Source organism: Burkholderia cepacia, assembly GCF_001039005.1.
GTDB classification, from domain to species: Bacteria; Pseudomonadota; Gammaproteobacteria; order Burkholderiales; family Burkholderiaceae; genus Burkholderia; species Burkholderia theae.
The window spans coordinates 41,580-54,639 of the sequence record NZ_LDWR01000074.1; the positions used below are offsets into that span (position 1 = coordinate 41,580).

Annotated in this window: 13 protein-coding genes; 6 read left to right on the plus strand and 7 right to left on the minus strand. The window is 68.5% G+C overall.

Features of this window, described 5'->3' with window-relative positions; translation table 11 throughout:
* Positions 1-9: 9 nt before the first annotated feature.
* Genes VL15_RS34920 through VL15_RS34930 form a run of 3 tightly spaced genes read right to left on the minus strand, consistent with a single transcriptional unit; the run spans position 10 to position 2,572 of the window.
* Entirely contained in the window at positions 10-1,011 is a 1,002-nt protein-coding gene (locus VL15_RS34920) for an HpnL family protein (RefSeq protein ID WP_048251358.1), read from the minus strand.
* A complete protein-coding gene (locus tag VL15_RS34925; RefSeq protein ID WP_048251359.1) occupies positions 1,008-1,817 on the minus strand; it encodes a 2OG-Fe(II) oxygenase in 810 nt (269 codons plus the stop codon). The genes VL15_RS34920 and VL15_RS34925 overlap by 4 nt, the downstream gene beginning before the upstream one ends.
* A complete protein-coding gene (locus VL15_RS34930) occupies positions 1,814-2,572 on the minus strand; it encodes a CDP-alcohol phosphatidyltransferase family protein (protein WP_048251360.1) in 759 nt (252 codons plus the stop codon). The genes VL15_RS34925 and VL15_RS34930 overlap by 4 nt, the downstream gene beginning before the upstream one ends.
* Positions 2,573-3,222: 650 nt before the next feature.
* Between VL15_RS34930 and VL15_RS34935 the strand changes: the two genes are divergently transcribed.
* The gene (locus tag VL15_RS34935) at positions 3,223-4,737 is read left to right on the plus strand and encodes an acetyl-CoA hydrolase/transferase family protein (RefSeq protein ID WP_048251361.1); all 1,515 of its coding nucleotides are present in this window, start codon (positions 3,223-3,225) and stop codon (positions 4,735-4,737) included.
* Positions 4,738-4,783: 46 nt separating this feature from the next.
* Here the strand turns inward: VL15_RS34935 and VL15_RS34940 are convergent, their stop codons facing one another.
* The gene (locus VL15_RS34940; RefSeq protein WP_048251362.1) at positions 4,784-6,313 is read right to left on the minus strand and encodes a DHA2 family efflux MFS transporter permease subunit; all 1,530 of its coding nucleotides are present in this window, start codon (positions 6,311-6,313) and stop codon (positions 4,784-4,786) included.
* 135 nt (positions 6,314-6,448) lie between these two features.
* On the opposite strand from VL15_RS34940, the gene VL15_RS34945 reads away from it, so the two are divergent.
* Positions 6,449-6,889 (plus strand): MarR family winged helix-turn-helix transcriptional regulator, encoded by a 441-nt coding sequence (locus VL15_RS34945; protein WP_048251363.1) that lies wholly within the window; start codon positions 6,449-6,451, stop codon positions 6,887-6,889.
* A gap of 147 nt (positions 6,890-7,036) precedes the next feature.
* Here VL15_RS34945 and VL15_RS34950 read toward each other — a convergent pair whose 3' ends face one another.
* Positions 7,037-7,534: a DUF2938 domain-containing protein gene (locus tag VL15_RS34950; protein WP_048251364.1), complete on the minus strand. Its 498-nt coding sequence runs from the start codon at positions 7,532-7,534 to the stop codon at positions 7,037-7,039.
* Positions 7,535-7,668: 134 nt separating this feature from the next.
* On the opposite strand from VL15_RS34950, the gene VL15_RS34955 reads away from it, so the two are divergent.
* Both VL15_RS34955 and VL15_RS34960 read left to right on the plus strand, forming a co-directional pair.
* Complete coding sequence (locus VL15_RS34955; RefSeq protein WP_048251365.1) at positions 7,669-8,094, plus strand: helix-turn-helix domain-containing protein; 426 nt, start codon at positions 7,669-7,671, stop codon at positions 8,092-8,094.
* 116 nt (positions 8,095-8,210) lie between these two features.
* Positions 8,211-8,963, plus strand: coding sequence for a hypothetical protein (locus VL15_RS34960; RefSeq protein WP_048251366.1), 753 nt, complete (start codon positions 8,211-8,213; stop codon positions 8,961-8,963).
* A gap of 1 nt (position 8,964) precedes the next feature.
* Here VL15_RS34960 and VL15_RS34965 read toward each other — a convergent pair whose 3' ends face one another.
* Together VL15_RS34965 and VL15_RS34970 are read right to left on the minus strand one after the other, a co-directional pair.
* The gene (locus VL15_RS34965; RefSeq protein WP_048251367.1) at positions 8,965-9,846 is read right to left on the minus strand and encodes a helix-hairpin-helix domain-containing protein; all 882 of its coding nucleotides are present in this window, start codon (positions 9,844-9,846) and stop codon (positions 8,965-8,967) included.
* Between the two features lie 181 nt (positions 9,847-10,027).
* Positions 10,028-11,563, minus strand: a complete 1,536-nt coding sequence (locus VL15_RS34970) for a sigma-70 family RNA polymerase sigma factor (RefSeq protein ID WP_048251368.1) — start codon at positions 11,561-11,563, stop codon at positions 10,028-10,030.
* A 298-nt stretch (positions 11,564-11,861) separates the two neighbouring features.
* Here VL15_RS34970 and VL15_RS34975 point away from each other — a divergent pair, with 298 nt between their 5' ends.
* Together VL15_RS34975 and VL15_RS34980 are read left to right on the plus strand one after the other, a co-directional pair.
* A complete protein-coding gene (locus VL15_RS34975; RefSeq protein ID WP_048251369.1) occupies positions 11,862-12,272 on the plus strand; it encodes a hypothetical protein in 411 nt (136 codons plus the stop codon).
* Positions 12,273-12,305: 33 nt separating this feature from the next.
* The coding region (locus tag VL15_RS34980; protein ID WP_048251370.1) for an SH3 domain-containing protein at positions 12,306-13,060 on the plus strand (755 nt) is incomplete at its 3' end.

The following is a 13,060-nucleotide window of genomic DNA, read 5'->3' on the forward strand; positions in this document are numbered from 1 at the left end:
TCTGAACGATCAGTCGGCGAGCGGCTGCGGCGCACGGCGCCGCTGCCAGTTTCTTTCACTGAAATGCAGATAGAGCAGGCCGGGCAGGCCGAGCGCGAGTTCGCGCGCGCGCTTCGCGAGCGACAGCGCGAGCGCCGCGTCGGGCGGCAGGCCGACCAGCGGCGCGAGCAGCAGGTAGCCGCCTTCCTGCGCGCCGAGCGAGCCCGGGATCGCGAAGGCCGCGCCGCGGATCGCCTGGCCGACGCTCTCGAGCAGCAGCGCGTCGAGCCAGCTGACCGGGTGCCCGAGGAAGTGCAGCGCGAGCCACACTTCCGCGGTGCCGACGATCCAGCCGACGAGGCTCAGTGCGAACGTCTTCGCGACCTTCGCACGATCGCGGTACAGCGCGCCGACCGCAGCGTCGATCGCATCGGCACGGGTCGCGAGCGACGACCAGTCGCGCGGGCCGAGCAGCTTCGACGCGAGACGCATGCCGCGGCCGAACAGCCCGCGCCGCTGCGCGACATAGAACAGCGCGGCGAGGGTGCCGAGCACGCCGGTGGCGATCAGCGCGGGCGTGCGCAGGTGCGCGACCGACTCGTGCGTTGCATACAGGCTGAACGCGCAGATGCCGATCAGCGCGAACGCCATTTGCGCGAGCGCCTGCATCGTCGTGCTGACGGTGACCGCCGCCGCCGCATCGGCCATCCGCGTGCCGCGCTGCGCGAGGTGGCGCACCATCAGCACGGGGCCGCCGATCTGCCCGGCAGGCAGCAGGCTGTTGACCGATTCGCCGACCCAGCGCGCGCGCAGCGCGTTGCCGAGCTCGGCGCCCGGCTGGCCGCGACGAAACATCACCGAGATCGCGATCGCATCGATCACGAGCGGCACGACGTGGGACGCCGCGACGAGCGCGAGCCCCCATCCGGCCGCGAGAAACGTGGACGCGACGGCGCCGACGCCTTGCCATGCGAGGAGTGCGATGAAGAGTGCCGTCCCGAGGGACAGCAGGATCAGGCCGGCGCGTGTCATGACCCGGTCGTGCGTCGCGTGGCCAGTTGCTTGAACACCTGGCGGAAACCGAAATACGCGATCGCGTCCTTCATGTTCGAGATGAAGCGCTTCCACGGCCGCATGCCGGGGTTCGTCACGTATTCGAATGTGAGCGACACGCGCATCTCGTTCTGGCCGAGCGGCGTGATGCGGTGGCGCAGCTTGTCGCCGTCGAACAGCACGATGCCGCCGTCGGCGATCTGCACCGAGCCCGGCTCGTCGGCCATGTCCGGGTTGCGCGTGTGCAGCTCGTAGTCGAGCCGGCACGACGATTCGTCGATCACGCCGATCAGCAGCGTGTAGCGGCGGCCGTCGTAGTACGACGTGTCGTAGTGCCAGCCGATGTGGTCGCCGGGCTTCGTGTAGTAATACAGCGCGTACGCGTGCGGATCGTCGTCCGGCGACAGCATCAGCTTGTCGCCCGTGACCTTCTCGAGGAAGCTGATCAGCGCCTTCGATCGGTACAGTTCGGCGATGTACGGCGCCTGCTCGTCGATCGTATGGCGGCTCACGCTGCCACCCTGTTTGTGGCCGGGCAGGTAATTGCGGTTCAGGCCGGCCTGCATCGCGCGGGCGGCCGCCGCCAGCTTCGCGTGCGCGTCGGCCGGCAGGAACGTGTCGAGATACAGGAACGACCCCTGGCGCGTATAGTCGCCGCGCAGGCGGTCGAGGTCGAGATGGCCGACGCGGTCGGCCACGGTGCGATCGGGGTCGGACGCGGCCGCGCGTGCAGGCGCGGGGCGTGCCGGGCTCAGCACGGAGTCGTCGCGCGTGCTAGGAGTCATTTGGAAGCCTGGATTTCAGTAGGGTTTTGAGCGCCCCCAGACCTGTCGCTGCGCGCCAGGCCCCCCGAGGGGGGCAAGAAAACTTGGGGCGGCCCGGCGTTTTCTTGCGGGAGGTTGCCGCGCCGGACGATGCGCCACCAGTCGATCACGACCCAGGCGGCGAACAGCGGCGCGCCGATCGACGCCGCGAGCAGGAACGGCTCGACGCCGTCGACGAGCGTCACGAGCGGCAGCAGGTACAGCACGTCCTCGGTCTCGAAGCCGCCTGCGAATGCCTGCTTGGTGCCGGCCTTGCCGGCGATCGATTCGATCCGCATGCGCAGGAAGAAGATCAGTGCGACGGCCGCGCCGGCCACCGCGCCGAGCAGCACCGGCGACGCAGCCATCTGGCCGCCCTGAGCGACGATGCCGAGGCCCATGCTGACGAACAGCGCGATCGTGACGAGCGCGTCCGCCGCGAGGTCGTAAAAATGGCCGATCTTGCTGGTTTTGCCGCTGATACGCGCGAGCTCGCCATCGGTGTGGTCGACGAAGTTCGACAGGACGATCAGGAACGCGCCCGCGTTGCTCCAGCCGAAACCGCCGTGCGCGAGACACCAGGCGCCGGCGAGGCCGATCAGCAGACGCAGTGTAGTGAGGTGATTCGGGGTGACCGGCGTATCGACGAGCGGTCGGACAAGCGAGCGCGCGAGCCGCGCATCCCAGGTGCGTGGCAGGGGGGGCTCGGAGCGTGTGGCGGTTTTTCTTTGGTCCATCGGCGAAATATATACGGAATTGTAATTTGTTGCTTTTTATTCAATCAATGTCCTGACATACAAGAGTGTTACCGCGTCCTGCGGGTGTCGGCCGGTCGAAAACCGCGCATGCGAAAGGGCAGGTAAACGGGGCGGCCGCACCCGTATTCCAGTGTGGTTCGCATCGTGCGGGTGTCAAGGGCGGACGGGCCTCCGAGGCCGGCGCGGCGGTTATTTTCGCGCATGCCGGCGGACGGCGCGCGGCGCGTGCAACCTTGACCCGCGTCGGGCCCAGAACAGCCGCATCGGGCGACAATTGGCCGCGCCGCCAGCGGGTCGTCGATTGTTGATGGACCGGCGATAAATTTCAATGGAAATCCGCCGATTGATGCGCACGGGTTGGCGATCGTCGACCGACCATTCGATCGCGGCTTTCGTGCACCTTTCGTGTGCATTCGGCGCATGCGGATCGCCTGTCACAGAACGGTCGTTCGATACCCGGCAAATTCGGTAAGGATCTTTTGCATTCAGCGGACATTTCGCGGCGATTGCCTCTGCGATACTCCGACCGTGCCTGTGGTGCCGGCCGCCCCGAGCGGCCCCAAGGGCTTCATGTCGCTCCGGAGCGACCCCGCGACATCAACGACAGACCAAAGCGTCAGAAACCAGCCATGTCTTCATCACGCATCCTCGCTCCCGCCCTGCGTTCGCTCGTCCGCACCGCCGACGAAGCCGCCGCGCTGATCCGTCCCGGCATGACCGTCGCCATGAGCGGCTTCACGGGTTCGGGTTATCCGAAGGCCGTGCCGGCCGCGCTTGCCGCCCACATCGACGCGGCGCACACGCGCGGCGAGGATTTCCGGATCAACGTGCTGACGGGCGCGTCGACCGCGCCGGAACTCGACGGCGCGCTCGCCCGCACCAACGGCATCTCGATGCGGTTGCCGTACCAGTCCGACCCGACGCTGCGCGACAAGATCAATAGCGGCGAAGTCGACTACCAGGACGTCCACCTGAGCCACGTCGCGCAATATGCGTGGTTCGGGCTGTACGGCGATCTCGACGTCGCGATCGTCGAAGTCGCGGGCATCCGCGAGGACGGGCTGCTGATTCCGTCCGCGTCGATCGGCAACAACAAGACCTGGCTCGAACGCGCGAAGCACGTGATCCTCGAGGTCAATGCGCGCCAGCCGCTCGGCCTCGACGGGATGCACGACGTCTATTACGGCACCGCGCTGCCGCCGCACCGCAAGCCGATTCCGCTGACGAAGAGCGACGACCGGATCGGCGAGCCGTACCTGCGCTGCCCGGCCGACAAGATCGTCGCGATCGTCGAGACCGATGCGCCGGATCGCAGCAACGCGTTCTCCGCGCCGGACGAGACGTCGAAGCAGATCGCGCTGCAACTGATCGACTTCCTGCGCCACGAAGTGAAGCGCGGCCGCCTGCCGGAAAACCTGCTGCCGCTGCAGTCGGGCGTCGGCAACATCACGAACGCGGTGCTCGCGGAACTCAGCTCGGCCGGCTTCTCGAACCTGACTGCGTATACCGAAGTGATCCAGGACGCGATGCTCGACCTGCTCGACGACGGCACGCTGAGCTTTGCGTCGGCCACCGCGCTGTCGCTGAGCCCGGCCGCCGTGCAGCGCTTCGCCGACGAGATCGCGACGTTCCGCGAGAAGATCGTGCTGCGTCCGCAGGAGATCAGCAATCATCCGGAACTCGTGCGCCGCCTCGGCTGCATCGCGATGAACGGGATGATCGAGGCCGACATCTACGGCAACGTGAACTCGACGCACGTGATGGGCACGAAGATCCAGAACGGCATTGGCGGTTCGGGCGACTTCGCGCGCAACGGCTACCTGTCGTGCTTCATGTCGGCAAGTACCGCGAAGGGCGGTGCAATCTCGCGGATCGTGCCGATGGCGAGCCACGTCGACCATACCGAGCACGACGTCGCGGTGGTCGTCACCGAGCAGGGCCTCGCGGACCTGCGCGGCCTGTCGCCGAAGCAGCGCGCGCGCAAGGTCATCGCGACCTGCGCGCATCCGGATTACCGGCCGATGCTCGAGGATTACTTCGAGCGCGCGTCGCACGACAGCTTCGGCAAGCACACGCCGCACCTGCTCGCCGAGGCGCTGTCGTGGCACGAGCGCTACGTGCGCACGGGGACGATGAAGGCCTGACGCGGCTTGCAGCGGGCGTGCGTCGCACGTGCGCCCGCCGTGATCGTCAATCCATCGCCGCGTGCGCGACATCGACGCTCGCCGTTTTCTGCGGCGGGCGGATCAGCAGCAACAGCGGAATCATCAGCAGCGTCGCGACGAACATCAGCTTGAAGTCGTTCAGGTACGCGATCATCGTCGCCTGCTGGTTGATCGTGCTGTCAAGCAGTGCGAGGTCGAGGCGGCTGCCGGTCATTGCCTGCACGGCCGGGTTGAACGGCGTGATGTGGGCGGCAAGATCGGCGTGCGAGACCTGCGTGTTGCGCGTCATCAGCGTCTGCACGATCGAGATGCCGATGCTGCTGCCGATGTTGCGCATCAGGCTGTAGGTGGCCGTGCCATCCGCGCGCAGGTCGGGCGCCAGCGTCGAGAACGACAGCGCGCTCAGCGGCACGAACACAAGCCCCAGCCCGAAGCCCTGGACCACGCCCGGCCACACGATGTCCGATTCGGACAGCACGACCGTGTACTGCATCATCTGCCAGAGCGCGAGCGCGGAAATCGACAGTCCCGCGAGCAGCAGCAGCCGCGCATCCACGTATTTCAGCAGCCTTCCGACGAACAGCATCGCGATCATCGTGCCGGCGCCGCTCGGCGCGGTGACGAGGCCCGTCGTCGCGACCGGGTAGCCCATCAGGTTCTGCAGCATCGGCGGCAGCAGCGCGCGCGTCGCATACAGCACCGCGCCGACCACGAAGATGAACAGCGTGCCCGTGGCGAAATTCGGGTCGCGTAGCAATTCCGACTTGAAGAACGAGGCCTTGCCGACGGTCGCCGTATGCACGAGGAAGAACGCGAAGCTGAGCGCCGCGACGAGCGCCTCGATGCGGATCTCGTACGAACCGAACCAGTCGAGTTGTTCGCCGCGGTCGAGCATCGCCTGGAACGCGCCGATCGCGAGCGCCAGCGTCGCGAAGCCGAACGCGTCGAAGTTCACGTGCGGGCGCGGCGCGCGTGCGGGCAGGAAGGTCATCACGCCGGCCAGCGCGAACGCGCCGATCGGCACGTTGATGAAGAACACCCAGCGCCAGTTGTAGCTGTCGGTGAGCCAGCCGCCGAGCGTCGGGCCGAGGATCGGGCCGACCATCACGCCCATCCCCCAGATCGCCATCGCCTGGCCTTGTTTCTCGCGCGGGTTGATGTCGAGCAGGATCGACTGCGACAGCGGTACCAGCGCGGCGCCGAACACACCCTGCAGCATCCGCGCGCCGACGATCTGCACGAGCGACTCGGCCAGCCCGCACAGTGCCGATGCGACCGTGAAGCCCGCGATCGAGACGATCAGCAGCCGCTTGACGCTGAGCCGGTCGGACAACCAGCCGGTGAGCGGCGTCGCGATCGCCGCGGCGACGATATAGGAGGTCAGCACCCATGTGATCTCGTCCTGCGACGCGGAAAGGGTGCCCTGCATGTGCGGCAGCGCGACGTTCGCGATCGTGCTGTCGAGGGTCTGGATCAGCGTGGCGAGCATGATCGACAGGGTCAGCATCGGCCGGTTCAGGGCGGGCGAGGCGGGGGCGTCGGCGGCGGGGTTCAAGCGGGTGTCTCCGTAGGGCGGTCGCCGTGGGCGGCGATCCGGCATGGCGCCAATTATAAGCATGCTTATCATATATGCGCTTATCGCAGGCCCGCGAGCCGCGGGCCGGTGACGGCTTGACCCTATAATCGGCGGATGGACAAGACCTACGAGAACCGGATCGGCTACCTGATTTCAGACGTGGCCCGCCTGCAAGGACGCCTGTTCGACCGGCGTGCGAAGCGCATCGGGCTGACGCGCGCGCAAAGCCGTGTGCTCGCCTACCTGACGTGGAAAGGCGAGATGAATCAGGCGCGGCTCGCCGAATGGCTCGAGATCACGCCGATCTCGCTCACGCGGCTGCTCGACCGGATGGAAAGCTATGGCTGGATCGAACGCATCGCGAACGACGACGACCGTCGCGCGTTCGTGATCCGGTTGACCGACAAGGCGCGCGAGATCTTTCCGCAGATGCTCGAAGTCGGCGATACCGTCACCGACGACGGGCTGCGCGGCTTCACGCCCGACGAGCGCGATACGCTGGTGCGCCTGCTCGGGCGCGTGCGCCACAACCTGATCGACTGCGGCGGGGAGTGATGCACGTGGCCATCCGGGCGCGCCGGGTGGCGGGATCGAAAACAACGAGAACAGCGGGAGACAGGGCGTCGGCACGACGCATCGCAGGCTTCAGTGATGGCTGGCCGAGCCGGTACCACCCTGCATGGCTCCCGCAAAGCCCCATGTTCAACGGCCCAGCGCCGCGAGCGTGAACGCCGCCAGATAGAGACCCACACCGTACGACAGATGCGTGACGATGCTGCGCCGGCGCGCGACGCCCGGGTGAGGCGTGCGCGATGCGGCGATGCCGAAGCCGAACGCGGGCTGCATCACGAAGAACGGTGCGACCACGCTGGCGAGGCCGGCGACGAGCGCGGGCAGCGGCGTCGGCGTGCCGATCCACGCCGTGCCCGCGATCGCGACGGGCAGCGCCGCGAACGCGATGCCGATCGCGTAATGCGCGATCCAGCCGAGTGTGCGCTCGCCCGGCACGGGCGGCGCGGCGACGATCGACACGTGCCGGAACCGGCCGTGCATCATGTGGCCGATCCAGCGGCCGACCAGCGCAAAGTCGAGCGACGGAATGCCGAACGCACGCCGCCGGAACAGCGCCCACAGATCCGTCACGAGCGTGGCGCCTACGCCGATCAGCACCAGGTCGAACAGGATATCGGCCGGGCTCATCGCGCGTGGTGGACGGTGACGGCAACGCGGCGCAGCGGAAGGCGGGGTGGTTTCAGCGGTTTCATGATGGTCCAGGCTTGTCATTACGGAGTCGAGCGACTATCTTGCAACTTCAAGTTCACTTGAGGTCAAGCATGAGCCGTCTGGATATCGCGGAGGTCGCACGTCGCACGGGATTGCCCGCATCGACGCTGCGCTACTACGAGGAAAAGGGGCTGATCGTCCCGAACGGCCGGCACGGGCTGCGGCGGCAATACGACGAGTCGGTGCTGGAGCGCCTGGCGCTGATCGCGCTCGGCCGCGAGGCCGGTTTTTCGCTTGACGACATCCTCGCGATGGTCGGCGCCGACGGCCGGCCCGCGATCGATCGCGTGAAGCTCGACGGCAAGGCCGACGAACTCGATCGCACGATCCGCCGCCTCGGCGCCGTGCGCGATGCGCTGCGCCATGCGGCCGTGTGCCCGGCGTCGAACCATCTCGAATGCCCGTCGTTCCAGAAGCTGCTGCGCATCGCCGCGCATCGTCATCCGGCGCGCCGCACGAAGGCGGAAAGCGCTTAGGCGGTCGGCCCGCGCGATGCGTGTCATCGGCGGGATGCAGCGGAGGTCCGGAGGCAGGGTGGCGCGCCACGCTACGTCAGTCCGGACGTCGCAAACAGGGACAACGGGGTTGCCGCGTGTGGTTTTTCTATCTGCTTTACGTGCTTCCGGCCGCGTACGCGGCATCGAAGGTCGGGCCGCATTACGGGTTTCTCGCCGGGTTCGCGACGCTGGCCGCCGTACTGGCGACGCAGACCGCGCTGCTGACGTGGGGTGCGGCCCGGGTGAAACGGCGGCGTGCGGCCGCCGCGCCGCCTGCGGCGATCGTGCCGGCCGACCTCCCCGAGGCCGAGCCGGATGACGAGCCGGACGTGCGGCTGCGATACGGCGAGCATGCGCGATTCAAGCAACTGGTCCTGGTAGCCGGCGACACGCGGCTCGACGTCACGCGCCGTTTCTACGACGAGTTGAAGCGGGGGATCGAATCGTTCGTGGAGATCGACGCAGGCCGCGACGGATCGGGCGCGGCGATGGTTTCGGCGGCCGAGCTTGCGCCAGCGGACGACACGCTGACTGTGTTCGTGTCGAACGACGGTGCGTGGTCGGGGTTCCGCGTCGGCGACGACGCCTTCCGGTTCCGCCACGGCGCGATCACGAGGCTGAAGTTGACGCGGGTGCTGCCGCTACGCTGGGTGGGCGGCTACATGGTGACGTTGTGGTTCGACGTGCCAAACCTGAAAAAGCTGACCGAGTACGTATCGCACTCGACGTTGTTCGATCTGGATCTGGAGCATTCCGACAGCCGTTCACGCGCGCTTACCCACGCATGTCGCGAGATTGCCGACGTGCTCGACGCGGCATTCGACTTCGACGACGCCTCCGACGCATGACTCATCCCGCGTAATACACGCGGCATTCCATCTCGCGCCCGCGCACGATGCGCTTGCCGACCAGCGAGCCGAACGTTTCGGTGAAGACGGTACGCTGATGCTCGCACTGCACGGCGTCGTAGAAATAGAGCGACACCCAGTTCGTCGGGCGGCCGGCTTCCGGCGTGCGCGCGGCGGCCAGCAGGCACAGCGCCGTGAAATGCCAGCCGCCTTTGGTCACGTGCATCACGGGCGGCGGTACGTAGCCGTCCGCGTTCAGGCGCCGGTGCGCGAGCGTCGGCAGCACGCCGGCGGCCGCCTTGTTGCGGTACAGGCGGTCGATGTAGAGCAGCAGTTCGACCGGCGGTTCCGTGCCGGGGCCGGCGTCTTGCGCGTGGCTCTGCCAGCGCCGGCGGCGGGTCAGCACGTCGTCGAGCGCGCTGCGGATGCCGGCCGCGCGCCGCGGGCCGACACCCGAGATCGTCTCGAGCTGGCCGTTGCGGGCCGCGCGTTCGAGCTCCTCAAGCGTATCGATATGCAGCAGGTCGTGAATGCGTAGCGCGAGCGCATGGCCGATGCCCGGCACGGCTTCGAACGCGGAGGCGCGTTCGGCGTCGCCGCGCAGGCGGTCGAGCTGGCGCCAGTGCCCCGTCACCAGCAGCTCGGCGATGGCCTGCGCAACGCCCGTGCCGATCTCGGGCAGCGCGCCGAGCGTGTCCACGCCACCGGCCTCGAACAGCGTGCGGATGTCGTGGTCGTGCGCATCGACCGTATCGGCCGACGCGCGGTACGCGGCGACCCGATACGGATTCGCACCCTGGTCGGCCAGCCGCTGAGCGGCCTCGCGCAGGCATGCCGCGATATGCCGGTTTTCCTCGTACGTTTGGCTGATGGTCGTCTGCATGGCGCGGGACCTGGGGAAGCACAAACGAAATGGACGCGGCGAGCGATGCGCCGGTCGGCCTTTCACCATTGTCGCGGTACGCGACGAACAAAACTTGACGCACGTCAATGGCAAACGTAGCACATGCGCGAAGCGCACGGTCGTGCCGGCAGATGGCACGACCGTGCGTCGCTTGACCCGATCACGCGTCGAGAAACGACTGCGCGTTCTCGGCCTCGGCGGCCGTGCGCAGCGTGGCGAGCGCGCGCTTCTCGATCTGCCGCACGCGCTCGCGCGACATGCCCGCGTCGTGCGCAATCGCGTCGTAGGTATCGGGCTCGGTGCCGCCGAGGCCGAAGCGCCGGCGCAGCACGTCGGCCTCGGCCGGCGTGACCGACCGGAGCAGCGACGTCACGCATTCGCGCATGCGCGTATCGGCCAGTTGCTCGAACGGGCTGGCCGATGCCTGGTCCTCGATCAGATCCACGAGGCCGGTGTCCGCGTCGGGCAGCGGCGTGTCGATCGAGAGGGGCTCGGCGGGCAGCGCGAGCACCGCGCGCAGCTTGTCCTCGTCGAGACCGGTTTCGGCCGCGAGTTCGGCCGGCGTCGCCTTGCGGCCCGTGCGCTGGCGAAAGCGCAGCGCATGCCGCTGCACGCGCTGGTACTGGTCGCCGACGTGCACGGGCACCCGAATCGTGCGCGAGCGATCCGCGACCGCGCGCGTGATCGCCTGGCGGATCCACCAGGTCGCGTAGGTCGAGAACTTGAATCCGCGCCGGTATTCGAATTTCTCGATCGCGCGCATCAGGCCGAGGCAACCGTCCTGCACGAGGTCGGGCAGGTCGACACCGCGGTTCATGTACTTGCGGGCGATCGACAGCACGAGCCGCAGGTTCGCCTCGAGCATCGCGCGGGTGGCGTCGTGCACCTTCTGCTGGCCGTCGCTCAGCGCGGCTGCGAGTGCACGTCGCGCGACCGCGTCGAAGCGGGCGGTTTCACCGGTGGCGCCATCATGCGGCGCCGCCGCGAGCGCGCGCACGACACGGCTCGCGTCGTCGACGGCCGGCGCGACCCACACGATCGAACCGAGCAGGGCGGCCATGCGGTTGCGTGCGTCGCGGTATTCGTCCGAACGGCAGCCATGCGCAAGCAGTGCGCCGCGCAGCGCCGAGACGGCTGCCTGCAGCGCGTCGTAGCTGGCGGGCAACGGCGTGTCGGTGGTGTCGTCATCGGATGGACCGGTTGCGGCGGCCGCACCCGTCGCGCGGTGACGCGCAAGCAGCGCGTCGACCGCCGCCGGACAGCCGGCCACCGCGTGCAGCACCTGGTGGCGGCCCGTCTCGATCTCGCGGGCGAGCACGATTTCGCCTTCGCGCGTGAGCAGCGGTACCGCCTGCATGCGCCGCATATAGAGCGCGAGCGGATCGGTCGACGCGCTCGTGCCCCGTGCGAGATCGCCGAGCACGGCCCGGCCTTCGTCGAGCGCGTCGCGATCGACGTCGACAGGCGCCGTGCCGGCGAACGGCGCGGGCGCGGCCGGCTCGTCGAGCACGGCGATGCCGATGTCGGCGAGCGCGGCGCGCACGACGTCGAGCGCGTCGGGGCTGTCGCTTTCGGGCGGCAGCGCGTCGACGAGGTCGGCGTGCGTCAGATAACCCTGTTCGCCGGCGAGCGCCAGCAACTGGATGATCGGATCGAGCGGCGTGTCCGCCCGGAGAGTGGGGCGTGGCGTAGTCATGTCGATGGCGGCGTGAGCCGCGTTCCTGTCTGGGCGGGCCGAAGTCCGCCGGATTCTGGCAACCCGGATGTCCGCGAACGCCCGTTCGCGCCGGTCAGCCTGACATCGTTCAAGTTGAGGGCATTTGCGCCAACTTCAACGCGGGCGCGGCAGACGTGCCAGCACGCGGCATGCCCGCACGACCGTCCGGTGCAGGAAACAAAAAGTAACCGATCATACCCGCGGAAATCTGCAGGGGACGTAAGCTAGAGTCAAGCGCGCGCCCGGCGGCGACGCGCGGATTCTGCCGGAGCATGAGATGAACCCGATTCCCGCCGCGAGGCCTGCCGTCATCGCGCTCGCCGCGCTGACGCTCGGCGGCTGCTACTACACAAGCCCGTACGGTTATGCGCCATATTACGCGCCGGTGCCCGCCACGGTGACGCAGCGCGAAATCCCGGTGGCACCGGCCCCATCTGGTCCGGCCCTTTCACCGATGCCCGGCACGCCAGCCGACGTCGATGCGCAGGCACCCGTGTACGTCGCACCGGCCTATGTGCCGCCGCCGTATCCGGTCTACTACCCCGGATACTACCCGGGCTGGTACGGGCCGCCCGTGACGATCGGCTTCTGGGGCCGTTGGGGCGGCGGATACTGGGGTGGCCGCGGCGGCTACTGGCACCGCCCGTGGGGCGGTGGGCATTGGGGTGGCGGCGGCCATCGGCACTGACCGGCGCGCGGCGGCACCGCGCGGGAGAGCATCATGAGCAACACGATTGTCCGAAGTCTGTGCGTCGTCCTGCTTGGCCTCGCGGCCGCGCCGGGCGTCGCCGATGCGCAAAGCAGCGCTTATACGAATTCGCCGGCCGAACTGTACGCGGGGCCGGCGCCCGATTATCCGGTGGTCGCGCAGATACCGCCCGACACGGCGCTGGACGTGTTCGGCTGCCTGAGCGACTACTCGTGGTGCGATGTCGCGCTGCCGGGCGTGCGCGGCTGGATCGATGCGCAACTGCTCGAATATCCGTACCAGGGCAGCTATGTGCCGATGCTGGAATATGGCGCGATCATCGGTGTCCCGATCACCGGATTCGCGATCGCCGCGTACTGGGATCGCTACTACCGTAACCGGCCGTGGTTTCACGACCGCGATCGCTGGGCGCATCGTCCGGAGCCGAGGCTCGGCCCCGGAGGCATGCCGCCGGGACAGGGGCGTCCGCAACCGGGCGGCCCGCCACCCGCGCAGCATGACGCGCGGCCGTCGGCTGCACGCGGCGGCTGGAACGGCGCGATCCGCACGCCGCCGCCGCAGGCACCCGCACAGATGCCGGGCGCCGGCGGCAATGCCCGCCCGGCGGGCCCGCCGCCGGCCGTGCTCCATGCGCCGGCCGGGCCGGGCGGCGAGGCGCGTACGATGCCTCCGCCGATGCGCCAGGGCGGCGGTGGTGGCTACGGTGCGCGGCCGCAAGGCGGTGGAAACGGCGGCGGAAGCCACGGCGGCGGTAGCGGCGGCGGAGG